The sequence below is a fragment of the Pedococcus sp. KACC 23699 genome, from assembly GCF_045348425.1.
In the GTDB taxonomy this organism is placed as follows: Bacteria; Actinomycetota; Actinomycetes; order Actinomycetales; family Dermatophilaceae; genus Pedococcus.
The window spans coordinates 3412633-3437805 of sequence record NZ_CP157483.1 but is presented as its reverse complement, the minus strand read 5'-3'; the positions used below and the strand labels follow the sequence as shown (position 1 = coordinate 3437805).

Sequence of the window (25173 nt, the reverse complement as noted above, 5' to 3'; positions counted from 1 at the left end):
GGCTCACGCGCAGTCCGACGGTTACGCCTTGCCCGTGCTACCTCAGTGGTGCCCCGAACGGCGCCTCTCGTAGCGTGAGGCATTCTCAACGGAGCAGGAGGCCAGCATGCGTCGTGTGCCAGTCCTCGCCCTCGCACTCGCGCTGGCCATGGGTCTTGTCACCGGATGCACCGAACGGGACAGTGCTGACAAGACCGGGGTCAAGACCAAGGTCCTGCGGGTCGTGAACTTCGATGCGCTCAACCCGAACCATCAGAGCCCAGCCGCGCAGGTCTTCCTGACGCAGGTGGTCGCGCTGTCCGGCGGCCAGCTGAAGGTCGCGGTCGAATCCCATTTCGAAAGCGGGAAGCCGGCGGCTGAAACTGACGAGATCACCGCCCTGGCGGACGGCAGGTACGACCTCGCGTGGCCCAGCACCCGCGCCTTCGGCGCGGCAGGCATCACATCGCTGCAGGCCCTGGAGACGCCCTTCCTCATCACATCCGTCAGCGCGCAGCGTGCCCTGGTCACCAGCCCGGTCGCCGACGAGCTGCTGGCGACGCTGCGCGCCCATGGCCTGGTAGGGCTCGGCCTGGCCGTCGGCCCGCTACGGCGGCCCATGGCCTCGAGGCCGTTGGTCACGCTGGCGGACTGGAAGGGGGTGCGTTTCCGCACGACCAACTCCCGGGTCCAAGCCGATGCCGTCAAGGCGCTGGGCGCGACACCGGTGAGCGCCAGCTACAGCTTCCCCGAGCTCGTCAACGCCGGAAAGCTGGACGGGGTGGAGATCGACATCGCTCAGTACGACGAGAACGACCTGGGGGACCTGCTGCCCGACACCACGAGAAACGTTGCGCTGTGGGCGAAGATGTTTGTGTTCACCATGAACGCGTCGACGTACGACCGGCTCACCCCGCAACAGCAACAGTGGGTCAGGCAGGCCGCGCAGGCCGCGGTGCAGGCCTCGGTCGACTACCAGTACGACGAGGCCACTCCGGCGCTCAACATGTGTCGAGCGGGAGTGCGGTTCCACGATGCCTCGGTACGGCAGCTCGCTGACCTCAGGGCCGCGGTCAGGCCGGTGGTGGACACCATCGCAGCCGATCCGGTCAGCGGCCCCCTCCTTCGCAAGGTCGAGTCAGTTCTCGCCGCCGACACCGGCGCGGACGTCCCCGACGTCCCGGCGACGTGCCTTCGATGACACCCGGACCGTCATCGTCGTGCCTCGCCCGGGTGGGCTGACGATCTCCAGAGTCCCCCCAATGGCGTCGACCCGGTCGACCAGCCCAGACAGTCCCGACCCGCCCGCGTCGGCACCGCCGTTGCCATTGTCGCTGGCCGTGTACTCGAGGTAGTCGCCCCTGACCTCCAGACGGAACCGCAACCGAGACGCCCCCGAATGCTTGATGGCGTTGGTGAGCGCCTCGCAGCTCACGAAGAACAGAGCCGCCTCCACGTCTGACGGCACGGTGTCGGCGATGTCCACCTCGAGCGCTATCGGCGCTACGGCGGCCAGTCGCTGCAGGGCGCCCCTCAAGCCGACCTCGTGCAAGTCTCCCGGGGGGAGGCCAGCGACCACCTGCTCTATCTCGGCTCTCGTCGCCCGCAGCGCTGCGCTGACCTCGGGGGCCTGCTCCTGCAGCTCCGACATCGCCGCATCGAGCACGTTCCCCACGCGCTGTTCGAGCTCCTGTGCCACTCGGGCCCGTTCATCATCGACCGCCGACACCAGCCTTCTGCGCGCGGACTCGAGCGCGTCAACCTGCGCCAGGTCCTCGCGACGCAGCTGTTCGTGCCGGACGACAATGCGGACCGCCTGGGCAACCGAGTCCGCCACGTCCGGGTCGGACAGCACCGCGGAGCGGGAAAGGACCCGGCCCTCAGGGGTCAGGCGCAGCGCGGGATCGCGCACCGTAGCTGCAAGGAGACCTTCCAGACCCTCGACGCCCACCGACCCGGTGAGCGCCCTGCTCCCGAACCCTCGGCGCTGCCGTGTCACCACCCGGGACGCGGGCACATAGCCGACGGCGCACGCGACGAGGGCGCCCTCGTACAGCAAGGGCACGGCCGGCCGGCTGCTCGTCGCCAGCCAGTGCGCATGGAGCAGCACGCCCGCCAGGCCTGCGGCAGCCAAGACCGAGAAGCCGCGCTCGTGGAGCACCTCCTGAAGATCCACCACGAGGAACATCACCGCAAAGGCCGCGAACGTCAGGCCGGTGACCAGCGCCTCCGGCGCCACGACGGCCACACCGACTCCCGCGACCAGCGACAGCGACGCCAGCCACGGCCGGGCCCGCGGAAAGACAGCCAGAGCCACGAGGAGAACTCCTTGGTGCAACCCGACGAACCAACCTGACACCGACCCGGCCAGCCAGGCCGGCCCGACCGACGAGAACGCCAGTCGGGGAACGGCTGCCCCGCGAGCCAACGCACCGGCGAGCGGGAACACCAGTCCGACCCCGAGGTCGCAGATGCTCAACCAGCCGCTCGCCAACACCTCTTCGTCGCGGCGCCACGCCAGGACCGCAAACACTGCGGTGAGCACCGCGAGCAGGACCGCCGCTGCCCGGGGGGCCAGCCGCCTTGGCGCCCGTCCTCGATCCCACACACCGGCATCGTGTCACCGCAGGCCACTACACGTCGACCACGCCTGGGAGGTGCTGCTCGGGTCGACGCCGGCGCGTTCGGGTGCTCGAATGCACACATGGATGCGGCGGACTTGGCGCGACAGTATGCGCTTGGCGGCTCAGCGAAGCTGTCGGATGGACCCGTCGCACGGGGCAAGCAGGGTGTTGTCTGGCGGCTGGACACGACCGACGGCAGCTGGGCGGTCAAGGTGCCCTTGTGGCCTTCGTCGGAGGAGGAGGTGCGTTCGTCGACCGCATTCCACGAGGCGGCCCACGCCGCGGGGGTGCCGACGCCTCAGGTGCGCCGCACCACATGGGGATCCGTGTTCGCCTCCGTCGACGGCGCCCAGGCGCGCGTGTACGAGTGGGTGGATCTGTGCCCCGCCGACCCGGCTCTTGATCCCGCTCGGGTCGGCGCTGTGGTCGCCGCGATCCACCGTGTCCCCTTCGTTGACACGGACGTGCGTCACCTGGACGCCTGGTACTGCAAACCCGTCGGTGCTGATCGCTGGGACCGCTTGGTGGAGCGACTCGTAGGGGCACGGGCGCCGTTTGGCCGCCGATTGGCCGAGCTTCGTGATGAGCTGGTGGCGCTGGAGTCCTGGATGGAGCCACCGCAGGTGCTGACTACCTGCCACCGCGACCTGTGGGCCGACAACCTCCTTGGAACGACTGAGGGCGGAGTGTGCGTGATCGACTGGGAGGACAGTGGGCCAGCCGATCCAAGCCAGGAACTCGGTTGTGTGCTCTTCGAGTTCGCCCGCACCGACCCTGGTCGTGCCCGTGACCTGGTCACCGCCTACCGGCAGGTGGGTGGGCCGGGGTCGGTGACTCGCCGCGGGCACTTCTCGATGCTGATCGCCCAGCTCGGACACATCACCGAGCTGGCCGCCACCGACTGGCTGCACCCCAACCCGCGCTCCCCGGACCGTGCCGACTCCGCCGCATGGATCAGCGAAGTCCTGGACGAGCCGCACACGCGCGAGCTGCTCCAGTCCCTCCTGCGTACGGTGTGAGAGGTACCGGGGACCACCACGGCTCCGGCCACGCAATCGCCGCAGCCGCGCCGCCGTAGGCGACCGTCTGGTGGGCCAGACGCGTTGATGACGGTACGGCGCAACCTCGTGCGGTCAGAGGACAGCAACGACGGATGACGGCGCGTGGCGGCCTCGCGGACGCAGCCCCCTTGGCCGCCCAGGAGGGACACAACATGCCCGGGATCGACGACCCTTGTCGGCAAGTCATGAGCCCCTCGACGGACGCCACCCGCACGTCCGCACATCGGCATGTGCGGACGTTCGCTTCGTCCCGATAGGCGGCGGTCTAGGCAACGGTGAAACCAGCACTCCGCCAGCACCCCGCCGACTGGTCCGGAGCCACCCGCTCACAGTCGGGGGACGTAGCGCTTGCCCTGGAGGGCGTCGTAGACCAACCCGGCGCTGCGTCGAGCCGCCAGCAGCCGAACCCCCTCGGCCTCGAGGTCGGCGAGCACCTGGGTCAGGCCTTCGCTCGTGAGGTGGTCGCCGAGCTCGACGCGCACCTCGCGGTAGGCCTGTCGCATCGCGACCAACTGGGCGTCGATGTGGCGGGTGGCGACCCAGGCAAGGGCGACCGGCTGTCGCCGCCAGCCTGCGTAGGAGCGGTAGTCCGACGGGCAGTGGTCGAGCAGCCAGGAGACGGCAGGCACCTGCCAGCCCGGGCTCTCCGGCGGCGGCACGAGCGGCGGCCAGCCGGGCGGGACCGCGCCAAGGACCTCAGCCCGGCGGGCGCGGCTCGCCACGACCAGCTCCGGGCAGCGTGACGGACGACCGGGGCTCGGGGTCGTCACGTTCGAACATGTGTTCGATTCTAGGCCATGGCGAGAGATGCGGGAACCCACCACGAAATCCGTGGCGCGGCGGCCACGGATTGCCCCGTCCTGTCCGGGACCACCGACCATTCGTGGCCCCAAAGCCACGAATGGCGGCAGCGAGGGTGCGGCAGGGAGATGCCCGAGACGGCGAGCGGAAAACAGCGGGGCCAGAGCCCTCCGTCAGCGCAAGGTGGCGTCGAGCCGAGCCAGCCGCGCGGCATACAGGGAGCTCGCGAGGCCGCCCGCGGGCAGCACGGCGAGCAGCGCCTGGAGCGCAACGACGTCGTCGGCGCCCCCACCGTCCACCCACCGGGCCAGGAGCCCGGCATCCCCCGACCTCAGCACGGCGCCCCGCAGCGTCTCGTGCAGCTCGGCCCGCAGCAGCGCCACCTCGAGCGAGCCCGAACCCGGACGCAGCGGTCCGGCGTACCGCTCCAGGGCCCGAGCCAGGTCGCCCGCGGCCAGCGCACGCCGCACGCTCCACACGTCGACCGACACCCCGTCGCCACCGAGCCGGTAGGGGGCGGAGTCCAGGCGCGGACCGAGCACCTCTCGCAACCGGTGCACCTCCGCGCGGACCGAGGAGGGCACGCCGCGGTCGCCGTACAGCGCGCCGGCGAGCTCGTCGGCGCTCCAGCCGCGCTCTCGGGAGGTGAGCAGGGCGAGGATGTCGGCGCGACGTGGAGTGAGGTCGTGGACGGCGCCGCCGACCCGGACGGTGGGCCGCGGCCCGAGCAGGTTCACCCCGATCTGGGCGACGGCGCGTAACGCCGGCTGGGCCTGCGCGCGACGGCGCAGCGCGTCCCCGCGCATCAGCTCCTCGATGAGCCGGGCCGCGGTGCGGACCAGGGCGCCTGCGGCCACGGGTTCGAGCCCGACCGGTGCCGACACGTCGAGGACGGCCACCATGTCACCGGTGCCGGGATCGGTGATCGGCGCGGCGGAGCACAGCCACCCGTGGTGGGAGTGCACGAGGTGCTGGCCCCCGACGAGGTCCACCGCCGCGCCGCTGACGAGGCACTGGCTGATGGCGTTGGTGCCGATCCCGCCCTCCGACCAGTTCGCACCCTCGACGAACTCGATCGACTCAGCCACCCGCAGTGCCGCCGTCGACCCGATCCGCCAGAGCACCTCCCCCGAGACGTCGGTGACGACCACGAGGTGGTCGTCGCTGATCGAGGAGTCGCCGAGCAGGCCCGTCACGACAGGGATGTATGGCGCGAGCGGGTGCTCCACGCGCAACCGCACCGTGTCGTCGACCTCGCGGAACCGGCGTGGCCGTTGGCGTTCGGGGTCGATGCCCTGGGCGACCGCCCGGCGCCACGACGCAGCGATCTGGTCACTGACGCGCGCGTCGTCCTCCCCCGCGAGGACGCGTTCGTGCGCCTCACGGAGCCCCGCGACACTGCGTCGGCCCATGGCTGCACTCTCGCACGCGCGAGCCCCGAGCGGGACCCCCCAAGCAGGGAGCGGCAACGGGTGCGCCGGCGGCACGAGAGCCGGTGCAACGCCCGTGCAACGTCCCCGGTCGTGGACTGGTCCTCCCGGATGCGAAGGAGCAACCATGGACACCTCCCCCAGCGACGCCGCCGAGGCGTGGCTCACCTCGTTCGACAAGGCCCTGCAGGCCCGCGACGTGCCGGCGGTGACCGCGCTCTTCGCGGACGAGTGCTACTGGCGCGACCTCGTCGCCTTCACCTGGAACATCAGGACGATGGAGGGCCGCGACCAGATCGCCGAGATGCTCGAGGCGACCCTGGGCCGCGTGCAGCCCAAGGGGTGGGCCCTGGCCGAGCCGGCCACCGAGGCCGACGGGACCGTGGAGGCGTGGATCGACTTCGAGACCGCCGATGCCCGCGGCCACGGCCACCTGCGCCTCGTGGACGGCAAGGCCTTCACGCTGCTGACGACGATGACCGAGCTCAAGGGGTTCGAGGAGCCGGGCGGCCCGCGTCGAGTCAAGGGGGTCGAGCACGAGATCCACCAGGGCCGGCAGAGCTGGCTGGAGAAGAAGACGGCCGACGACGCCGCCCTCGGCGACACCGAGCAGCCCTACGTCGTCATCGTCGGCGGCGGGCAGGGTGGGATCGGGCTCGGCGCACGCCTGAAGCGGCACGGCATACCGACCGTGATCCTGGAGAAGAACGACCGGGCGGGCGACTCGTGGCGCAAGCGCTACAAGTCGCTGCACCTGCACGACCCGGTCTGGTACGACCACCTGCCCTACCTCAAGTTCCCCGACCACTGGCCCGTGTTCGCGGCCAAGGACAAGATCGGCGACTGGCTCGAGCACTACACCGCGCTCATGGAGCTCAACTACTGGACCAGGTCGGAATGCCTTGGGGCGCAATGGGATGAGGAAGCCCAGGAGTGGGAGGTCAAGGTCAACCGCGACGGCAAGGACGTCACGCTGCGGCCGAAGCACCTCGTCATCGCGCTCGGCGTCAGCGGCTACCCGTTCATCCCGTCCTTCCCCGGCGCCGACACGTTCCGGGGCGAGCAGCACCACTCCTCCCAGCACCCCGGTGGCGATGCGTATGCCGGCAAGGACGTCGTCGTCATCGGGTCCAACAACAGCGCGCACGACATCTGCGCCTCGCTGTGGGAGGTTGGCGCACGGCCCACGATGGTGCAGCGGTCGAGCACCCACATCGTGCGCAGCGAGTCGCTCATGGACCTCGCCCTCGGCGACCTCTACTCCGAGCGCGCGCTCGCCAGCGGCGTCACGACGGAGAAGGCCGACCTGGTCTTCGCCTCGCTCCCCTACCGGATCATGCCGGGGGTGCTGAAGCCCGCGTACGACGAGATGCAGGTGCGCGACAAGGACTACTACGACGCCTTGCGCGAGGCCGGGTTCGACCTCGACTTCGGCGTCGACGGCTCCGGGCTGTTCATGAAGTACCTGCGCCGCGGCTCCGGTTACTACATCGACGTCGGCGCCTCCCAGCTCGTCATCGACGGTCGGATCCCGGTCGTCAACGGACAGGTCGACCACCTCACCGAGAGCTCGGTCGTCCTCACCGACGGCACCGAGCTGCCGGCGGACGTGGTCGTCTACGCCACGGGCTACCAGTCGATGAACGGCTGGCTCGAGACCCTCATCTCCCCCGAGGTCGCCGACCGCGTCGGCAAGGTCTGGGGCTTCGGCTCCGACACCCCGAAGGACCCCGGCCCCTGGGAGGGCGAGCTGCGCAACATGTGGAAGCCGACCAACGTCGAGCACCTCTGGATCCACGGCGGCAACCTGCACCAGTCACGCCACTACAGCCAGTTCCTCGCCCTCCAGCTACGGGCGCGGTACGAGGGGCTCGACACCCCCGTCTACGGGCTGCAGGAGTCGCACCACCCGCGCTGAGGCGCGAGAATCCTGGGCAACAGCAGGGCTGGCCACGGCGCGCGCGGCCAGCCCTGCTGCATACCGGTTCCACGACGGCCGCGTATGCCGCGGCGCCGGCTCCGCGGTCAGGCGAGGGGCTCGCCGGTGGCGGCGACCACGAACTCCCAGAAACGCTGCCGCTGCGAGGCCGTCTCCACACCGATCGGCGCGTAGTGGGTGGGACGGCGGCTGCGGTCGTGCCAGAAGCCGCCGGTGCCGATGGGGTCGTCGGTGGCGACCAGCCAGGTGACGGTGTCGGCGCCCTCGGCGGGCGAGCGCAGCAGCGGCCCCATGACCTTGTTGAAGCCGGGCAGCGACTCGGTGACACCGGGGGTGTCGGCCCAGCCCGGGTGCATGCTGTGGACGGACACCCGACCCCGCAGCCGGTCGGCCCACTGCTCGGTGATGACGAGCTGCATCCGCTTGGTGCGCGCATAGGCCGTGACGCCCGAGTAGTCGCCCTGCGTGTACTCGAGGTCGTCGACCGGCAGCTTCTGGCCGTAGGCGCCACCGGAGGACACGACGACGACGCGTCCACCGCGCAGGTTGTCGGCCAACAGGGCGGTCATCAGGTGCGGCCCCAGCACATGGGTGGCGAGGGTCAGCTCGTGGCCCTGCGCGGTGGTCCGGCGCTCGGGAGGGAGGACACCCGCGTTGTGCACCAACGCGTGCAGCTCCGGCACCCGCGCGGAGAAGTCTGCGCAGAACCCACGCACAGCATCGAGGTCGCTGAGGTCGCAGGGCGCGATCTCGACCCGGGCCGAGGGCTCGGCGGCGAGAAGCTCGGTGCGAGCCGACTCGAGACGTTCGGCCTTGCGCCCCAACAGGTGCACCGTCGCCCCCAGGGCGGCGATCTGTTGCGCGGCGGCAAGCCCGAGCCCGCCACTGGCCCCGGTCACGAGGACGTGCCGACCCGCGAGGCAGGCCGGCCGCGGGTCAGCCGGCCACCAGGACCGGCGCAGACGGGGACCGAGGCGGGTGTAACCGAGGACCAGGGACTTGTCCATCGCCCAGTCGAGGGCCCGGGCAGCAGCGTTGGTGGGCATGGCATCACGGTACGGGCGACCGGTGGAAGGCGACGAGCGGGGCACGTCCTGCGCGTACCCGTGCACGAGAGACGTCGTGCGAACCCGTCCGCGACCTTCACCCGGACATGGCAAGCAGCGCCCGTGCGGACGAGTCGCGCCCGAAACGACAGAAATCGCCCCTCCGCCCGCCGGTGACGGTCCATTCGTGCACGATCGGGCCCGAACGGCCGTACTGGCACAGGTGAGGGGACGACGCCGGAGGCCGAAGCGGTCAGGAACTGACCTCTTCCCTTCCTACGCTGGTGCCATGACCACGACACCAGAGCCCAGCACCCCGACATCCACCCCGAGCCGCGAGCGCGCCGACCTGATCGAGTCGCTGCGCCGACACCGCGACTTCCTGCGCTTCACCGTGCGCGGGATCGACGACGACCAGGCGCGGCAGCGCACGACCGTCAGCGAGCTGACGCTGGGCGGGCTCGTCAAGCACGTCGCTGACACCGAAGCCCAGTGGGCGACCTTCATGACCGAGGGCGCAGGGTCAGCCCCGGACATCGACTGGGAGTCGATCGACTTGACCAACCCGCCCGCCGAGGTCGCGGCCTACGCCGACTCGCACCGGCTCAAGGACGACGAGACGCTCGCAGGCCAGCTCGCGCGCTGGGACGAGATCGCCCGCCACACCGATGAGCTCGTCGAGACCCTGGACCTGGACACCGACCACGAGCTGCCCAAGGCGCCCTGGTTCGAGCCGGGCGCCCACTGGTCGGTCCGCCGGGCCGTGCTGCACATCATCGCCGAGACCTCGCAGCACGCCGGTCACGCCGACATCATCCGCGAGGCCCTCGACGGCCAGAAGACCATGGGCTGAGGGCGTTCGGCAGCGGCAGTGAGCGGCGCCCCCGACGCTGGCCATTCGTACCACCAGCAACCTGAATACCGTTGCGCCACAACGGTTTCACCTTGCCTGCAGCGCGGCGCACTGTCAGTGGTCGCCGCTAGGGTTTCGTCATGGCCATCACACCGCAGGAGCCTCACGGGCAGGACGGCGAGCACCCTGTCCGCCCCGTGCTTGGCGCCCTGGAGGTGGCGGTCGCTGCCATGGTCGACTCACAAACGACTCGAGTCTGGGCGATGTCGGAGCCCGAGCTGACCAGGGCCGTCCGAGCCCTCGGCGAGCTCTCCGCGCTGGTCGACGCCACGCTGGTGAGCGTGCTCGCGGAGGCCGGGTCGCGTGGCCTGGGCAGGGGCGAGGGCTGGGGTCCGGTGGACTGGGCCCGCTCGCTCGCGCCACTCCTCCCGCTTCGCACGGTCACCGACGCCCAGGCAGTCGCCCGGGCGGCCAGCGACCCTCGGCTGGCAGGAGTCCTCGAGGCTGCCACCGTCGGCTCGGTTCCCGCGAGAGGGCAACGCGACCCGATCGGGCAGGTGTTGCCGATCGGCAAGGCTGCCCAGCTGGTGCGCTTCCACCGGTCCGTGGCCGGGCTGGCGGACCCCCAACAGCTCGACGAGGCGCTCGACACGCTTCTCGATGGGGCCACCGGTCCCGGCGGCCTGAGCGAGCGCGACCTGGCCATCTGCGTGCGTCGCACCGCTGACCTGCTCCGCCCGGACCCAGCCGTCGAGCACGACGGTGACGTGGCGCGGGCCCACCGGTCGTTCACCAAGGCCCGCGGTCCTGTGGGTCTGTCCCGCTACACGTTGCTCCTCGACGACGACGGGGCTGCCGTCGTCGACGCCGCGGTGGAGGCGCCTGCACGGCCTCGCCGGGACGAGGACACCGGGGACCTCGACACCAGGACTCCCGCCGCCCGCCGTGCCGATGCCTTGGTGGACCTCGTGTCCCGCGCCGTGGAGGCACCCGACGGCCTGCCGCGGCAGGCCAAGACGACCGTGCTGGTCACGGTCCCGCTCGAGGTGCTGCAACGTCGGGCTCGCGGAGCTGGTCTCACCCTCACCGGTGATGTCCTGACCACCGACGCCGTGCGTCGGATGGCTTGCGACGCCGAGGTCGTCCCCGTCGTGCTCGCCAGCCGCGGCGAGGTGCTCGACCAGGGCACAGCAGCTCGGCTGTTCACGACGGCCCAGATCCGCCACCTGTGGCTGCGCGACCAGCACTGCACCTTCAACGGATGCAGCAAGCCGGCGCGATGGACCGACGCGCACCACCTGGTGCACTGGGCCGACGGCGGCCCCACCGACATCCACAACGCGGCCCTCCTCTGCCGGGCACACCACACCGTGGTCCACCGCGAGAGGCTGAGCGGCAGCGTGGTCGACGCCCGACAAGGGCCGACCGTGGTCTGGGACCTGGCGCTGGGTTCGTACGATCACCGCAGCGGGAGGCCGCATGACGGTGTCCTCCACCGGCCGCCCGGCCACGAACGAACCTGACCTCGCCCCGCACCCCGCCGCTGGCGGGGCCGCTGGAATGCGCCCACCGGGCCTCCTCAGAGTCTCGTGATCGACCCCACCCACGATCGAGGGGTATGCCGCGTGGTGACCACGCGGCATACCCCTCGACGGTGTTGCGGGAGAACGGGACTCAGCTGTTGACGAGCGACCTCAGGACGTACTGCAGGATGCCGCCGTTGCGGTAGTAGTCCGCCTCGCCGGGGGTGTCGATGCGGACGACCGCGTCGAACTCCACCGGGTCGCCGCCGTCCTTCTCAGCGCGAACCTTGACCGTCTTGGGCGTCGTGCCGTCGTTGAGCGCGGTGATGCCAGAGATCGCGAACGTCTCGGTGCCGTCGAGTCCCAAGGACTCGGCGTTCTGCCCGGCCGGGTACTGCAGCGGGATGACGCCCATGCCGATGAGGTTGGAGCGGTGGATCCGCTCGTAGGACTCGGCGATGACGGCCTTGACCCCGAGCAGGCGCGTGCCCTTGGCCGCCCAGTCACGCGACGAGCCCGAGCCGTACTCCTTGCCCGACAGGATGACCAGCGGGACACCGGCCTCCTGGTAGGCAGCGGACGCCTCGTAGATCGTCGTCTGGTCGCCGCCGGACAGGAAGTTGCGAGTGAAACCGCCCTCGACGCCGTCGAGCAGGAGGTTCTTCAGGCGGATGTTGGCGAACGTGCCACGGATCATGACCTCGTGGTTGCCGCGACGCGAGCCGTAGGAGTTGAAGTCCTTGCGGTCCACGCCGTGCTCGGCGAGGTACGTGCCCGCCGGGCTGTCGGCCTTGATCGAACCCGCCGGGCTGATGTGGTCGGTCGTGACCGAGTCACCCAGCTTGGCCAGCACGCGCGCTCCCGAGATGTCCTCGACCGGCGTGGTGTCCATGGACATGCCGTCGAAGTACGGGGGCTTGCGGACGTAGGTCGACTCGCCGTCCCAGTCGAAGGTCTTGCCCTCGGGGGTCGGCAGCGACTGCCAGCGCTCGTCACCGGCGAAGACGTCGGCGTAGTCGGACGTGAACATCTCCTGGTTGATCGAGGAGGCGATGGTGCGCTCGACGTCGTCCGGGGTCGGCCAGATGTCCTTGAGGAAGACCTCGTTGCCGGACGTGTCGGTGCCCAGCGGCTGGGTCTCGAAGTCGAAGTCCATCGTCCCGGCGAGCGCGTACGCGATGACCAGCGGCGGGGAGGCGAGGTAGTTCATCTTCACGTCGGGGTTGATGCGGCCCTCGAAGTTGCGGTTGCCCGACAGCACCGACACGACGGCGAGGTCGTTGTCGTTGATGGCCTTGGAGATCTCGTCGCTCAGCGGGCCGGAGTTGCCGATGCAGGTGGTGCAGCCGTAGCCGACGAGGTGGAACCCGAGCTTCTCGAGGTAGGGCCACATGCCGGCCTTCTCGAAGTAGTCGGTGACCACCTTGGAGCCGGGGGCCATCGAGGTCTTCACCCATGGAGCCACCGCGAGGCCGCGGTCGACGGCGTTCTTGGCGAGCATGGCTGCGGCCATCATCACCGAGGGGTTCGACGTGTTGGTGCACGAGGTGATCGAGGCGATCGACACGATGCCGTGGTCGATCTCGAACGTCGTGCCCTCGGCCGAGGTCACCGAGACCTTGCGGGACGGACGGCCGGCGCCGTCACCCTGCTCGGCCGGCTTGTCGCCACCGTTGGTGCCGTCGGTCGCGCCCTGCGGCGAGGGATCGCTCGCCGGGAAGCTGCTGGCGACACCGGCGTCACCCTCGTCGTGCGAGACGTAGGTCGGCAGGACCTTGCGGAACGCGGTCTTGGCATCGGTGAGCGCGATGCGGTCCTGCGGGCGCTTGGGTCCGGCGATGGACGGGACGACGGTCGACAGGTCGAGCTCGAGGTACTCCGAATAGCGCGCCTCGGGCTGGTCCGGGCCGGCCTTGAGCCACATGCCCTGCTCCTTGGCGTAAGCCTCGACCAGGTTGACGGACTGCTCCGAACGGCCGGTGAGGCGCAGGTACTCCAGCGTCACGTCGTCGATCGGGAAGATGGCGCAGGTCGAGCCGAACTCGGGGCTCATGTTGCCGATGGTGGCGCGGTTGGCCAGCGGCACCTGGGCGACGCCCTCGCCGTAGAACTCGACGAACTTGCCGACGACACCGTGCTTGCGCAGCTGCTCGGTGATCGTCAGGACCACGTCCGTGGCGGTGGCGCCGGACGGGATGGAGCCCGAGAGCTTGAAGCCGACGACGCGCGGGATGAGCATCGACACGGGCTGGCCCAGCATGGCCGCCTCGGCCTCGATGCCGCCGACACCCCAGCCGAGCACGCCGAGGCCGTTGACCATCGTCGTGTGGGAGTCGGTGCCGACGCAGGTGTCGGGATAGGCGACGCCGTCGCGGACCATGACGGTGCGGGCGAGGTGCTCGATGTTGACCTGGTGGACGATGCCGGTGCCCGGGGGCACGACCTTGAAGTCCTCGAACGCGGTCTGGCCCCAGCGCAGGAACTGGTAGCGCTCGCCGTTGCGCTGGTACTCGATCTCGACGTTGCGCTCGAAGGCGTCCTTGCGCCCGAACACGTCGATGATCACGGAGTGGTCGATGACCATCTCGGCCGGGCTGAGGGGGTTGATCTTGGCCGGGTCGCCGCCCAGGTCGCTCACGGCCTCGCGCATGGTGGCGAGGTCGACGATGCACGGGACACCCGTGAAGTCCTGCATGAGCACGCGGGCCGGCGTGAACTGGATCTCCGTGTCGGGCTCGGCGTTCTCGTCCCAGCCACCGAGGGCGCGGATGTGGTCGGCGGTGATGTTCGCGCCGTCCTCGGTGCGCAGGAGGTTCTCCAGCAGCACCTTGAGGCTGTACGGGAGGGTCTCGCTGCCCTCGACCGCGGACAGCCGGTAGACCTCGTAGGACTGGTCGCCGACCGTGAGTTCACCGTGGGCGTTGAAGCTGTTCGTGCTGGCCACTGCCTGCTCCTTCGATGCTCAGTTGTGTGCGTCGCTGCACTCTGCTGTCGAACTCGATTTATCTTGACGTCAAGATATCACGTCGGTCGCTGGCGGTCGCGTCGTCGGTCCCGCGTGGTCAGGTCCGGACCCGATCCTCGTCCAATGCGGTGCGCAGCGAAAGTGGCAATTGTCGTTTGGTCCGCTCGGCGAGACCCGCGGCGACATAGGTGATGGTCAGCACCGCGCACAGCAGGTTGTCGGAGTGCCGGTGGATCTCGTGCCTCAACGTGAAGCTCGTCGTCCCCACACGGACCGGGCGCACGACGATGTCGGCCCGGTCCCCCGCCGCCAGGCTCGCCAGCCACTCGATGTCGGCGTGCCGCACCAGGGGCAGCGCGTCGGCCTCGCGGGCGTCCTCCAGCCCGTAACCACGGGACGCGAGGTACGCCAGGCGCGCGTCGTCGCACCAGGCGAGGTACCACGCGTTGAAGACCACCCCCACCTGGTCGACCTCGTAGAAGTGGACCTCCACGTGGTGGGTGAACGGGGCGGGGCTGGGCTTGTGGTCCGGCTGCGTCGACACGACGAGCGAGCCTAGGTCACCCGCCCCGAGGACCCGGCACCGCCGGTCCCGGTATGGCGCCGTGCCGGGTCGGCGCGCCCGTCACCGCCGGGGCACGGTCAGGACCAGGGCGGCGACGCAGACGGCCGCGAGCACGAGCAGTCCGGCGGAGAACCCCGCACCCGTCGCGATCGCGCCCACCAGCACGGCACCGGCAGCGGTGCCACCGTCGAACCCGATGTTCCACCCGGCGCTGGCCACCGGGATGTGGGCCGGGTCGACCTGCTCGAACGCGACGACGAGGGTGAGGTTCTGCAGGGCGCCGTAGGCGATGCCGACCAGGGCCGCCCCCGCCACCAGCAGCCCAAGGTCGCCACCGCGGGACGCTCCCCACGCGCACGTTGCGAGGCCGAGGGCGCCGACGAGCAGGAGGGGCGCGAGGAAGCGCTGCGCGCCATACCGGTCCGAGAGGTGGCCGGCACCCCACCGGCACCCGGCCGTGCCGACCCCCAGGACGAGGAGGACCAGCGCCGAGCCGGTGCCGGACCTCACGATCTGCGGGGCGAAGGTCAGCAGTCCCCCACCGGCCATGGTCACCGCGAACAGCATCCCCGTGGGGCGGGCGATGGCGACGACCCCGGCGCGGTCCAGGCGGGGCGCCCGCTCGGCCACGCGGTCGAGCGGGCCGAGAGCGCGTGCCACCGCGAAAGCGAACGGGGTGGCGACCAGGGGCAGCGCGCCGAGGGCGAACACCCACGCGAAGCCCCACCGGTCGGCGATGGCGACGGACAGGGGCAGGAGCAGCAGGTTCGGCACGGCGACCGCCAGGCCGTAGGCGCCGATGGCGGCCCCACGTCGGTGTGCCGGCACGAGGTGGGCAGCCACCGCCGAACCGGTGACCGTGAGGATGCCGAAACCGGCGCCCCTGACCGCAGACAGGGCCAGGACCGGCAGGAGGTCGTCGGACAGCAGGTACAGCGGTGACGCGGCGCCGAGGAGGACCACCCCGACGGCGATGACGGGACCGTGCCCGAACCGGCGCAGCAGGGCCGGGACGCCGAACTGCGTCGCCACCGTGGCGGCGAGCAGCACACCGTTGACCAGGCCGGAGCCGGCCGCGTCCGCGCCACCGCGCACCGCCCACAGCGGCGCGACCGACAGCAGCGCGGCGTACCCGCTGAAGCCGAACACCGACAGCAGCCCCAGCGCCGGCATCCCGGCATACGTCCAGACCGACCCGTTCGCACCCGGTGGGGCCTGGGGATGGCTGGCGGTCACCGCTCGAACAGGGCCACGCACTCGACGTGGTGCGTCATCGGGAACGCGTCGAAGGCCCGCAGCCCCTTGAGCTCGTACCCGGCATCGCGCAGGTAGGAGGTGTCCCGGGCGAGGGCCGCCGGGTCGCAGGCGACGTACGCGATGGCCCGCGGCGACAGGCGCGCGACCTGGGCGACGACGTCCTTGCCCGCGCCGGTACGTGGCGGGTCGAGCACCACCAGGTCGGCTGCCAGCGGCAGCAGCGGGTGGCGGCGCAGCTTGCGCGGGCGTTGTCCCCGGCGGCCGGCCGGCCCGGACTTGCTGGCACGGGGCACCCCGAAGGCGTCGTCGACGCGGGCGCGGATCGCCAGCACCGAGGGGTATCGCGCGAGGTTGCCTGCCGCGGCGGCGACGGCTCCCGCGTCGGACTCGACCGCGACGACCTTGCCCTGCGGACCCACGGCCTCACCGAGGGCTGCGGCGAAGAGACCGACACCGGAGTAGAGGTCGAGCGCGGTCTCGCCCTCGCGCGGCTCAAGCATGGCGAGGACGGTCTGCACGAACGTGCCGGCGGCCCCCGGGTGGACCTGCCAGAACCCGCGTGCCGCGACCTCGAAGTCGGCGCTGAACGAGGGCGTCTCGACGTGCTCGACGACGGTCGGGGCGTCGGCCTCACCGGACGGCACCCGCACGACGACCGCCTCCCCCTGCGACGGGGCCACGACGTCGACCGCGTCGTCGCCGTCCCAGTGCCCGCGCAGGACACCGGTGGCGAGGATGCGCTCGTCGGCGATGAGGCAGGTGTCGACGGGCACGACGTCGTGGGACCGGTGCTGGCGCAGGCCGGCCCGGCCGACCTCGTCCACGGCGAACTCGACCCGGGTCCGCCAGCCGAGGCCGTCGTGGTCGCCGGCAACGGGCTCGACGACCACCTCGACGTCGAGCTTGGCCACCCGCGCGAACTGCTCGCGCACCACGGTGGCCTTGAGCTCGCGCTGGTGCGACACGCGGACGTGCTGGAAGTCGCACCCACCGCACAGGCCGGGCGCGGCATACGGACAGGGGGCGGGGACCCGGTGCTCACTGGCCTCGAGGACCTCGATGCAGTCGGCGCGGACGAACCGCTGCCCGTCGCGTGCCTCGGTGACGCGCACCAGCACCCGCTCACCCGGCAGGGCGTGGCGGACGAAGACGACCCGGCCCTCGTGGCGCGCGATGCAGAAGCCGCCGTGGGCGACCGGGCCGACCTCGACCTCCACCTCGTCGCCGACGTGCAGGTCGGCCTGCTCGGTGCCGGTCACTGGCCCAACCGGACCGAGCCGGCGGTGGGACCGTCGTAGCGCTCCTCCTGGCCGGCCGAGGACGCCAGCTGCCACGGCACGCTCGCGACCATCACGCCGGGGGTGAAGAGCAGGCGGCCCTTGAGCCGCAACGCGCTCTGGTTGTGCAGCACCTGCTCGTACCACTTTCCGAGGACGTACTCCGGGATGTAGACCACGACGACGTCGCGAGGGTGCCCGGAGCGCAGCGACTTGACGTAGTCGACGACCGGGCGGGTGATCTCGCGGTAGGGCGAGTCGAGCGCCTTGAGCGGTACCGGGATGTCGCGGCGGTCCCACTCCTCCTGCAGCGCCATGGTCTCCTCCGGCTCGACGTTGACCGTGATCGCCTCGAGCTTGGAGGGACGGGTGGCCCGGGCGTAGGCGAGGGCCCGCAGCGTCGGTTTGTGGATCTTGGAGACCAGCACGATGGCGTGCACCCGGCTCGGGAGCATCTGCGCGTCGAGGTCGTCGTCGGAGACGCGCAGCTCGGCGCGGACCCGCTCGTAGTGCTTGTGGATGCCGAGCATGAGGAAGAACAGCACGATCATGGCCGCGATGGCGTAGCCGGCGCCGTGCATGAACTTGGTCAGCAGGACGACGACGAGCACCACGCCGGACATGGTCGCGCCGATGGCGTTGATGACGCGGCTGCGCTGCATACGGGCTCGCGCCGCCGCGTCACGCTCGAGCCGAAGGTGGCGGTTCCAGTGCCGGATCATGCCCGTCTGGCTCAGCGTGAACGACACGAAGACGCCGACGATGTAGAGCTGGATCAGCTTGGTGACCTCGGCGTTGTACAGGACGATGAGGAAGGCCGCGGCCCCGGCGAGGATGAGGATGCCGTTGGAGAAGGCGAGCCGGTCACCACGGGTGTGCAGCTGTCGTGGGAGGTAGCCGTCCTTGGCCAGGATCGACCCCAGCACCGGGAAACCGTTGAAGGCGGTGTTGGCCGCCAGGATGAGGATGAGTCCGGCGACGATCGAGACGATGATGACGCCGGGGTGGAAGCCCTGGAAGACGGCCTTGGAGACCTGACCCATGATCGTGTCCTGGACGTAGTCCGGGCCGACCGGCTTGCCGTCGCGCAGGAGCTGGGTCGCAGGGTTCTCCGCGTACTTGATGCCGGTCCACTTCGCCAGCGTCAGCATCGACATGAGCATGGTGATTGCGATGACGCCCATGAGGAGCAGCGTGCTGGCGGCGTTGCGGCTCTTGGGCTTCTTGAACGCGGGCACGCCGTTGGAGATCGCCTCGACGCCGGTCAGCGCGGCACATCCGGACGAGAAGGCGCGCAGCAGGAGGAACAGCATGGCGACGTTGCCGAGCGACTCGTACCCCGACTCCGGCGCCAGGGTCAGGGCGGCGCTCTCGGCCTGGGGCAGCGTGCCGGTGAGCTCGCGGACGACCCCGACGATGCCCATGCCGATGACGCTGAGCATGAAGAGGTAGACGGGGATGGCGAACGCCTGACCCGACTCACGGACGCCGCGCAGGTTCATCGCCGTGAGGAGCACGACGAGCCCGACCGCGACGACCACTTCGTGCCCTCGGATGAACGGCAGGGCGGCTGCGGCGTTCTGGACACCGGAGGAGATCGACACCGCGACGGTGAGGACGTAGTCGACCAGCAGCGCCGAGGCCACCGTGAGGCCGGCCTTGGACCCGAGGTTGGTGTTGGCCACCTCGTAGTCGCCGCCACCCGAGGGATAGGCATGGACGTTCTGGCGGTAGGACGCGACCACGACGAGCATGACGGCGACGACGCACAGGCCGATCTGCCAGGAGTGGGTCAGGGCCAGGGCCCCACCCGCCAGGCCCAGGGTCAGGAAGATCTCGTCCGGCGCGTACGCCACGGACGAGAGCGCGTCGCTGGCGAAGATCGGCAGCGCGAGCTTCTTGGGGAGGAGGGTGTCGCCGAGCCGGTCGCTGCGCATCGCGCGACCGAGGAGCACACGCTTGACGACGCGTCCAGAACTTGCCACGGCGAACACTCTAGGGCGCCCGCGCGTCCACTCGTGCCCACGCCCGGGTGTGGAGGCCCACGCGGGTCACCCCCCTGCGTGGCACCGCGCACGAGCACGTATGCCGCGGTGTAGCGTCGCCGTGTGCACTTCGTGATCATGGGCTGCGGCCGAGTGGGCTCCTCACTCGCGCTGAGCCTCGAGAGCCAGGGCCACGACGTCGCGGTGATCGACCAGGAGGAGTCCGCGTTCCGACGCCTGGGCTCTGCCTTCGAGGGTCGCCGGGTGACCGGTGTCGGTTTCGACCGGGACACCCTGGGCGAGGCCGGGATCTCCGACGCCTACGCCTTCGCCGCCGTGTCCAGTGGTGACAACTCCAACATCCTCGCCGCCCGCGTGGCCCGCGAGACCTTCGGCGTCGAGCACGTCGTGGCACGCATCTACGACCCCGGCCGCGCCGAGGTCTACCAGCGGCTCGGCATCCCCACCGTCGCCACCGTGAAGTGGACCTCCGACCAGATGTTGCGCCGCCTGCTCCCCCAGGGCCACGTGCCCGAGCTCGTGGACCCGTCCGGCAAGGTCGTCATCGCCGAGGTCACCGTCAACCCGGGCTGGGTCGGCAGGCTCGTCAGCGAGCTCGAGGTCGTCACCGGCACCCGCGCCGCCTACCTCACCAGGCTGGGCTCGGGCATCCTGCCGACCTCGGAGACGGTGTTCCAGGAGGGCGACCTGCTGCACCTCGCCACCCTCGCCACCGAGCTCCCGGCCGTGGAGCGCACCCTCGACGCCCCGCCCGCCCCGTCCGGGCACTGAGCAGAAGGAACCACATGCGCGTCGTCATCGCCGGGGCCGGGAGCGTGGGCCGCTCCATCGCCCGGGAGCTGCTGCACAACGGCCACCAGGTCCTGCTCATGGACAAGGAGCGCAAGGACATCCAGTCCAGCCGCGTGCCCGAGGCCAACTGGCTGCTGGCCGATGCCTGTGAGATCACGGCACTGCACGAGGCGGGGCTCGCCGAGTGCGACGTCGTCGTGGCCGCGACCGGCGACGACAAGGTCAACCTCGTGGTGTCGCTGCTCGCCAAGACCGAGTTCGGCGTTCCACGCACCGTCGCCCGCGTCAACAACCCCAAGAACGAGTGGATGTTCGACGAGGCCTGGGGCGTCGACGTCGCCGTCTCCACGCCTCGCCTCATGACGGCCCTGGTCGAGGAGGCCGTGAGCGTCGGCGACCTCGTGCGGATCTTCCAGTTCCAGCAGGGCAAGGCCACGATGGTCGAGCTCACCCTGCCGCCGGAGAGCCCCTACGCCGGCAAGCGCGTCGGCGACGTCGACTTCCCCGGCGAGACGGTGCTCGTCGGCATCATCCGCGAGGACCACCCCATCGCGCCGAGCCGCGACGACTCGCTCGAGCCACACGACGAGCTGTTGTTCATCTCCACACCGGAGTTCGAGGACGAGCTCGAGGCCATGCTCAGCCCCGGCGAGCGCAACCCCCGCGGCGAGGCCTGACCTCAGTCGGTCTCGACGTCGCCCACGGTATGGCGCTCGCTGCCGTGCTCGACGTGGTGGCCGTCAGGCGCGGGAACCTCCTGCGGCGTCTGCCCGCGCACCAGCATCAGCCCCATCACGGCGAGGCCGGCGAGCCACAGCGGCCACCCGAGGGCCACCTTGGCCACCCCGAGCCAGGCCACCTCACCCGCGAAGTACAGCGGGAGCATGATGGCGACGCGGACGGCATACATGACGACGAGCACCATCGTGAGCCGTTGGCAGACGCGGACCAGCCCCCGGTCACGGTGCCAGGCGAACGGGTCCTCCGCGGCGCGCGGGTCGCCGGCCCCCACCATGAACCCCACCAGCGGCCAGCGGCTGACCACGGACACGAGTGCCGCCACGCCCCAGCCGGCGCTGGTGAGGATGCCGGGCAGGAACGCGTCCTGGGCCCGGCCGCTGCGCAGGGCGAAGAACGCTGCGATCCCGGTCGCCAGGGCCGCCGAGAGGACGAACTGCAGGCTCTGTCGCTGCACCAGGCGCACGAGGGCAAGCACCACGATGACCGCGCCGGCCGCGATGACAGCGGTACGGACGTTCTTGGTCGCCGTCCACACGACGACGAAGGCCACGGTCGGCAGGGCGGTCTCGAGGGAGCCGCGCCACCCACCGAGGGCCTTGGAGAGCCGCTGGCGGATGACCTCCTCGACCGTCGCGGCCGGGGTGTGGCCGGTGGTCGCCGAGGCGTCCGTCACCGGAGCGGTCGACGCGTCAGGGCGTTCGGCCGCAGCCCCGACCCGGTCAGTGGGCACGCACCGGCACGATCTCGTAGGACGGGTTGAAGATCGTGGGGATCCCGCGGTAGTAGGTGACCCGGCCCTGGGCGCGCAGGTAGGTGCCGGGACCGATGCCTGCGATCGAACGGCGGCCCAGCCAGACGAGGTTGATCGTGCGGCTGCCGTCGTAGAGGTCGATGACCAGCGCAGGGACGTTGACCCGCGGACGCAGGGTGACGGCGCGCACGGTGCCCGAGACGGTCGCCTGCTGGCGGTCGAGCAGGTCGCACATCGGGGTGCACCCGAGCCGGGCAGCGTCCTCGCGCAGCTCGTCGGCCTCGATCTGGGTGACCGACTTCGTCAGCCGCTCACCGAGCCGGGCGATGGCCGACTTGTGGTGCCCCCGAGGGCCTTGGGACTGGGTCGTCTGCACGTCGTGGGCCATGGTGGTCAGCGCACCTCGGTGATCTCGGGACCACGCTCGAACGGCGAGAGGTCGTCGGCGCGAACTGTGGTGTCAGCGTCGTCCTGCGACGCCTCGCCGTCGGCGCCCTCGGCGTCCGGCTGGACCGGCAGGGTCAGGGTGAGCATCTCGCGAGGAGCCATCGCGCTGTCACCGCGGACGACGACCACGCTGCGCACCACCTCGAGCAGCGGAGCAGCGGCCTCGTCGTCGATGGCCGCACGTCCGGAGAAGACCGCGCGCAGGAACCAGCGCGGGCCGTCGACGCCGGTGAAGCGGGCGGGGGCGAAGACGGTGCGCCCGTCGGGCCCTGCGGAGGGCATCCGGGTGCGCAGCTCGGTGCCGAGGTCGCCCTGGACCTCGTCGGCGGTGCCGCCCTGGGCCAGGATGGACTCGGCGATCTCGCTGCGGATCTCGTCCCAGATGCCCATCGACCTGGGTGCGGCGAACGCCTGCAGCTGCACTGCGGAGTCGGCGATGACGGCGGTGGCCCCGACGACCTGGTTGGCGCTCTCGTCGACCTCGAGCCGCAGCTCCATGCCGGCCACCCCGCGGATGAGCAGCGCGCCGAGGTCGAGGCGGTCGTCCTCGGACAGGTCGACCTCGGAGCTGTCGTGGGGGCCGTTTCCCTCACGGTCGAGCGGAGCAGCCTTCGCCGCCACGGTCGTCTCCGGGGCGTCGACCCCGGTCGTGTCGTCGCCCAGCGTGGCGTCGACGGTGTCGTCGGTCGCGTCCTCGAGCTGGGTCGAGTCGTTCGTCGCGTCGAGCTCGTCGGTCTGCTCGGACTTCTTGCCTCGTCGGAAGATGGCCACTGGAGTGTTCAGTCCTTCGTTGTGTGGGTGTGGTTGCCGAAGCCGCCACTGGCACCATGACCAGTGTCACCCCGGGAGGTGTCCTCGAGCGAATCCACTTCGAGGAAGTCGGCCACGGCGACCTGCTGGACCACGAGCTGGGCGATCCGGTCGCCGCGGTGGACGGTGAACGCCTCGCGCGCGTCGAGGTTCACGAGGTTGACCAGGACCTCCCCGCGGTACCCCGCGTCGATGGTCCCCGGGGCGTTGACGATGGTGATGCCGTGCCGTGCCGCGAGCCCGGACCGCGGGTGGACCAGGCCGACGAACCCCTCCGGGAGCGCCAGGGCGATCCCGGTGGGCACGAGGGACCGCTCCCCCGGCGCCAGCGTCACCTCGGTGGCGGCGTAGAGGTCGGCGCCGGCGTCACCGGGGTGGGCGTAGGACGGCACCGGCAGGTCGGGGTCGAGCCGCCGCAGGGGCAGCGAGACACGAATAGGGCCAGTCACGTGGACTGACCCTATCGGTGGTTGCAGCACGGTCAGGCCGCGCACTCCCGGCACACCATCTGCCCGTTGACCTCCTTGGCCAGCTGGCTGCGGTGGTGGACGAGGAAGCAGCGGGAGCAGGTGAACTCGTCGTACTGCCGCGGGATCACCCGCACCGACAGCTCCTCGCCGGACAGGTCGGCGCCGGGGAGCTCGAAGCCCTCGGCCTGTTCCGTCTCGTCGACGTCGACGCTCGAGGCGCTCTTGTCGACCCGGCGGGACTTCAGCTCCTCGATCGAGTCCTCGGACAGCTCGTCATCGGTCTTACGCGGCGCGTCGTAGTCAGTCGCCATAGTCGCTGTCGCTCTCCCTCTTCATTCGCATCTGTGCCCTCTCGATGCTCGAGAAGGCAAGTCGCCGGTGTTAACGCTGACCGTCGTGGTTTTGTGCCCACCGCCGGCGGGGATTGTGCCCTATCTCGCGGGGCCCGTCACCATCGCGTCCACGACGGTGTCCTCCACGTGACCCCAGACCGTCGGCAACCGGGACAGAGCGCCGCCCGCGCAGCCCCAAGGATCGGTCTGGGTTAACCCACAATTCACCCAAGGACCGCAACCCGAAGTGGGTCCCTCGGCGTCTGTCCCCGTAGAGTCCTGTCTCCACCTGACCCGGATCCACCCGACCGGATCCACCCGAACCGATTCGTGACACGACTCAGAGAGGGGTGCAGCATGACCGAGTTCCACACCGAGATCACCCGCCGTGCCAGCCGTGCGGTGCAGTCCCTGCGCATCGCGCAGGAGTCCGGCGACGACTACCTCGCCTCCGTCCGCGAGGCCGAGCTGGAGAACCTTGCGCGGCTCGCCGACGAGCACGGCCTGCGCATCCCCGACCTCGCCAGGTTCAACGCCGCCTGACCCGTCTCGTCCCCTCGAGGGCGCGTCCGCCACCCGGCGGCCGCGCCCTCGTCACGTCTGCGGACGGGCGCGCTGCGCGCCCACCTGAGGCGAGAGGAGCTACTCGGACCCCGCCGCCTCGGCGGCACGGCGCACCAGCGCCTCGAGGTGGGCGTGCAGGCCCGGTGCAGCTCCCACGGCCATGCTCGGGTCGGGTGCCGTCTCGCCCAGACCGGTGAACAGTCCACCCGACTCGGCGAGCACCAGCCAGGCTGCTGCCATGTCCCAGGAGTTGAGGCCGCGCTCGAAGTAGCAGTCGAGCGAGCCGGCAGCGACCGCACAGATGTCCAGGGCCGCACTGCCGATGCGACGGATGTCACGCACGTGTGGCAGGACGTCCACGAGCACCCTCGCCTGCCAGAGCCGACGTCCGGCGTCGTAGCCGAAGCCCGTCCCGGTCAGCGCGTGCCCCAGGGCGGGTGGCTCGCCGATGACCAGGCGTGTCGCCTCACCCTCACCTCGGCGAAGCCACGCCCCGGCCCCCAGGCGGGCATGGAAGAGCTCCCCCGTCATCGGGTTGACGACGGCTCCTGCCACCGGACGCCACGCGCCGGGCGTCGTGGGGTCACCGACGACGGCGGCGACGGACACGGCATACGAGGGGATGGCGTAGAGGTAGTTGACCGTCCCGTCGATGGGGTCCACCACCCAGGTGATCTCGGACTCGCGGTCGGTGCCGCCCTCTTCCTCGCCGAGGAAGCCGTCACCGGGCCGGGCCTCCCGCAGCCGCGAGCGCAGCAAGTCCTGGGCTCGCTGGTCCATCACCGTCACCACGTCGGTGGCCGTGCTCTTGGTCCTGGAGACCCCGAGGTCGACGGGCCGTTCGTCGACGACGAGTCGCCCCGCCTCGAGGGCGACCTCGACGGCGAGCTGCTCGAGCTCGGCCAGGACGTCGTCAGCGGGGACGGTCAGCGGCTCCATC

The 25173-nt window shown here is 70.8% G+C and carries 23 protein-coding genes; 8 read left to right on the top strand and 15 right to left on the bottom strand.

What is annotated here, in order from left to right; genetic code table 11:
* Positions 1-115 precede the first annotated feature (115 nt).
* Positions 116-1180 (top strand): TRAP transporter substrate-binding protein, encoded by a 1065-nt coding sequence (locus tag ABEG17_RS16120; protein ID WP_406830495.1) that lies wholly within the window; start codon positions 116-118, stop codon positions 1178-1180.
* On the opposite strand, the gene ABEG17_RS16115 is transcribed toward ABEG17_RS16120, so the two are convergent.
* Positions 1118-2587, bottom strand: a complete 1470-nt coding sequence (locus ABEG17_RS16115) for a sensor histidine kinase (protein ID WP_406830494.1) — start codon at positions 2585-2587, stop codon at positions 1118-1120. The genes ABEG17_RS16120 and ABEG17_RS16115 overlap by 63 nt on opposite strands.
* A gap of 96 nt (positions 2588-2683) precedes the next feature.
* Here ABEG17_RS16115 and ABEG17_RS16110 point away from each other — a divergent pair, with 96 nt between their 5' ends.
* Entirely contained in the window at positions 2684-3622 is a 939-nt protein-coding gene (locus ABEG17_RS16110) for a phosphotransferase enzyme family protein (protein WP_406830493.1), read from the top strand.
* Positions 3623-3990: 368 nt separating this feature from the next.
* On the opposite strand, the gene ABEG17_RS16105 is transcribed toward ABEG17_RS16110, so the two are convergent.
* A complete protein-coding gene (locus ABEG17_RS16105) occupies positions 3991-4434 on the bottom strand; it encodes a hypothetical protein (RefSeq protein ID WP_406830492.1) in 444 nt (147 codons plus the stop codon).
* Between the two features lie 204 nt (positions 4435-4638).
* A complete protein-coding gene (locus tag ABEG17_RS16100) occupies positions 4639-5877 on the bottom strand; it encodes a transcriptional regulator (RefSeq protein WP_406830491.1) in 1239 nt (412 codons plus the stop codon).
* 145 nt (positions 5878-6022) lie between these two features.
* Here ABEG17_RS16100 and ABEG17_RS16095 point away from each other — a divergent pair, with 145 nt between their 5' ends.
* On the top strand, positions 6023-7813 hold the full coding sequence (locus tag ABEG17_RS16095) for an NAD(P)-binding domain-containing protein (RefSeq protein ID WP_406830490.1): 1791 nt from the start codon (positions 6023-6025) through the stop codon (positions 7811-7813).
* Between the two features lie 107 nt (positions 7814-7920).
* On the opposite strand, the gene ABEG17_RS16090 is transcribed toward ABEG17_RS16095, so the two are convergent.
* Complete coding sequence (locus ABEG17_RS16090; RefSeq protein WP_406830489.1) at positions 7921-8880, bottom strand: SDR family NAD(P)-dependent oxidoreductase; 960 nt, start codon at positions 8878-8880, stop codon at positions 7921-7923.
* A 289-nt stretch (positions 8881-9169) separates the two neighbouring features.
* On the opposite strand from ABEG17_RS16090, the gene ABEG17_RS16085 reads away from it, so the two are divergent.
* Both ABEG17_RS16085 and ABEG17_RS16080 read left to right on the top strand, forming a co-directional pair.
* Positions 9170-9733: a DinB family protein gene (locus ABEG17_RS16085; RefSeq protein WP_406830488.1), complete on the top strand. Its 564-nt coding sequence runs from the start codon at positions 9170-9172 to the stop codon at positions 9731-9733.
* A gap of 140 nt (positions 9734-9873) precedes the next feature.
* Complete coding sequence (locus tag ABEG17_RS16080) at positions 9874-11256, top strand: DUF222 domain-containing protein (protein WP_406830487.1); 1383 nt, start codon at positions 9874-9876, stop codon at positions 11254-11256.
* A gap of 151 nt (positions 11257-11407) precedes the next feature.
* Here ABEG17_RS16080 and acnA read toward each other — a convergent pair whose 3' ends face one another.
* The 5 genes from acnA to ABEG17_RS16055 form a co-directional block, all read right to left on the bottom strand.
* On the bottom strand, positions 11408-14200 hold the full coding sequence (gene acnA / locus ABEG17_RS16075) for an aconitate hydratase AcnA (protein WP_406830486.1): 2793 nt from the start codon (positions 14198-14200) through the stop codon (positions 11408-11410).
* A 118-nt stretch (positions 14201-14318) separates the two neighbouring features.
* The gene (locus tag ABEG17_RS16070; protein ID WP_406830485.1) at positions 14319-14765 is read right to left on the bottom strand and encodes an acyl-CoA thioesterase; all 447 of its coding nucleotides are present in this window, start codon (positions 14763-14765) and stop codon (positions 14319-14321) included.
* Between the two features lie 81 nt (positions 14766-14846).
* Positions 14847-16022: an MFS transporter gene (locus tag ABEG17_RS16065; protein ID WP_406830484.1), complete on the bottom strand. Its 1176-nt coding sequence runs from the start codon at positions 16020-16022 to the stop codon at positions 14847-14849.
* The gene (locus ABEG17_RS16060; RefSeq protein ID WP_406830483.1) at positions 16019-17302 is read right to left on the bottom strand and encodes a class I SAM-dependent RNA methyltransferase; all 1284 of its coding nucleotides are present in this window, start codon (positions 17300-17302) and stop codon (positions 16019-16021) included. The genes ABEG17_RS16065 and ABEG17_RS16060 overlap by 4 nt, the downstream gene beginning before the upstream one ends.
* Positions 17299-19305: an APC family permease gene (locus ABEG17_RS16055; protein WP_406830482.1), complete on the bottom strand. Its 2007-nt coding sequence runs from the start codon at positions 19303-19305 to the stop codon at positions 17299-17301. Before ABEG17_RS16055 ends, ABEG17_RS16060 begins: the two co-directional genes overlap by 4 nt.
* A gap of 123 nt (positions 19306-19428) precedes the next feature.
* On the opposite strand from ABEG17_RS16055, the gene ABEG17_RS16050 reads away from it, so the two are divergent.
* Positions 19429-20097, top strand: a complete 669-nt coding sequence (locus tag ABEG17_RS16050) for a potassium channel family protein (protein WP_406830481.1) — start codon at positions 19429-19431, stop codon at positions 20095-20097.
* A 14-nt stretch (positions 20098-20111) separates the two neighbouring features.
* Positions 20112-20795 (top strand): potassium channel family protein, encoded by a 684-nt coding sequence (locus ABEG17_RS16045; RefSeq protein ID WP_406830480.1) that lies wholly within the window; start codon positions 20112-20114, stop codon positions 20793-20795.
* A gap of 2 nt (positions 20796-20797) precedes the next feature.
* Here ABEG17_RS16045 and ABEG17_RS16040 read toward each other — a convergent pair whose 3' ends face one another.
* Genes ABEG17_RS16040 through ABEG17_RS16020 form a run of 5 tightly spaced genes read right to left on the bottom strand, consistent with a single transcriptional unit; the run spans position 20798 to position 23648 of the window.
* Positions 20798-21589, bottom strand: a complete 792-nt coding sequence (locus ABEG17_RS16040; protein ID WP_406830479.1) for a DUF3159 domain-containing protein — start codon at positions 21587-21589, stop codon at positions 20798-20800.
* Positions 21579-21998: an OB-fold nucleic acid binding domain-containing protein gene (locus ABEG17_RS16035; protein ID WP_406830478.1), complete on the bottom strand. Its 420-nt coding sequence runs from the start codon at positions 21996-21998 to the stop codon at positions 21579-21581. The genes ABEG17_RS16040 and ABEG17_RS16035 overlap by 11 nt, the downstream gene beginning before the upstream one ends.
* Before the next feature lie 5 nt (positions 21999-22003).
* Positions 22004-22828: a DUF3710 domain-containing protein gene (locus ABEG17_RS16030; RefSeq protein ID WP_406830477.1), complete on the bottom strand. Its 825-nt coding sequence runs from the start codon at positions 22826-22828 to the stop codon at positions 22004-22006.
* Between the two features lie 8 nt (positions 22829-22836).
* The gene (gene dut / locus ABEG17_RS16025; protein WP_406830476.1) at positions 22837-23316 is read right to left on the bottom strand and encodes a dUTP diphosphatase; all 480 of its coding nucleotides are present in this window, start codon (positions 23314-23316) and stop codon (positions 22837-22839) included.
* 32 nt (positions 23317-23348) lie between these two features.
* Complete coding sequence (locus tag ABEG17_RS16020) at positions 23349-23648, bottom strand: DUF4193 domain-containing protein (protein WP_056883993.1); 300 nt, start codon at positions 23646-23648, stop codon at positions 23349-23351.
* 378 nt (positions 23649-24026) lie between these two features.
* Here ABEG17_RS16020 and ABEG17_RS16015 point away from each other — a divergent pair, with 378 nt between their 5' ends.
* Positions 24027-24212, top strand: a complete 186-nt coding sequence (locus ABEG17_RS16015; RefSeq protein ID WP_406830475.1) for a hypothetical protein — start codon at positions 24027-24029, stop codon at positions 24210-24212.
* Positions 24213-24311: 99 nt separating this feature from the next.
* Here ABEG17_RS16015 and ABEG17_RS16010 read toward each other — a convergent pair whose 3' ends face one another.
* Positions 24312-25172 (bottom strand): inositol monophosphatase family protein, encoded by an 861-nt coding sequence (locus tag ABEG17_RS16010; protein ID WP_406830474.1) that lies wholly within the window; start codon positions 25170-25172, stop codon positions 24312-24314.
* Between the last annotated feature and the right edge of the window lies 1 nt (position 25173).

What these genes read in the sequence shown, in the direction of transcription:
- ABEG17_RS16110 (WP_406830493.1), top strand. Translation starts at nt 2,684, where the DNA reads ATGGATGCGGCGGACTTGGCGCGACAGTATGCGCTTGGCGGCTCAGCG.
- ABEG17_RS16100 (WP_406830491.1), bottom strand. Translation starts at nt 5,877, where the DNA reads ATGGGCCGACGCAGTGTCGCGGGGCTCCGTGAGGCGCACGAACGCGTC.
- ABEG17_RS16095 (WP_406830490.1), top strand. Translation starts at nt 6,023, where the DNA reads ATGGACACCTCCCCCAGCGACGCCGCCGAGGCGTGGCTCACCTCGTTC.
- ABEG17_RS16090 (WP_406830489.1), bottom strand. Translation starts at nt 8,880, where the DNA reads ATGCCCACCAACGCTGCTGCCCGGGCCCTCGACTGGGCGATGGACAAG.
- ABEG17_RS16085 (WP_406830488.1), top strand. Translation starts at nt 9,170, where the DNA reads ATGACCACGACACCAGAGCCCAGCACCCCGACATCCACCCCGAGCCGC.
- ABEG17_RS16080 (WP_406830487.1), top strand. Translation starts at nt 9,874, where the DNA reads ATGGCCATCACACCGCAGGAGCCTCACGGGCAGGACGGCGAGCACCCT.
- ABEG17_RS16045 (WP_406830480.1), top strand. Translation starts at nt 20,112, where the DNA reads ATGCGCGTCGTCATCGCCGGGGCCGGGAGCGTGGGCCGCTCCATCGCC.
- ABEG17_RS16035 (WP_406830478.1), bottom strand. Translation starts at nt 21,998, where the DNA reads ATGGCCCACGACGTGCAGACGACCCAGTCCCAAGGCCCTCGGGGGCAC.
- ABEG17_RS16020 (WP_056883993.1), bottom strand. Translation starts at nt 23,648, where the DNA reads ATGGCGACTGACTACGACGCGCCGCGTAAGACCGATGACGAGCTGTCC.
- ABEG17_RS16015 (WP_406830475.1), top strand. Translation starts at nt 24,027, where the DNA reads ATGACCGAGTTCCACACCGAGATCACCCGCCGTGCCAGCCGTGCGGTG.
- ABEG17_RS16010 (WP_406830474.1), bottom strand. Translation starts at nt 25,172, where the DNA reads ATGGAGCCGCTGACCGTCCCCGCTGACGACGTCCTGGCCGAGCTCGAG.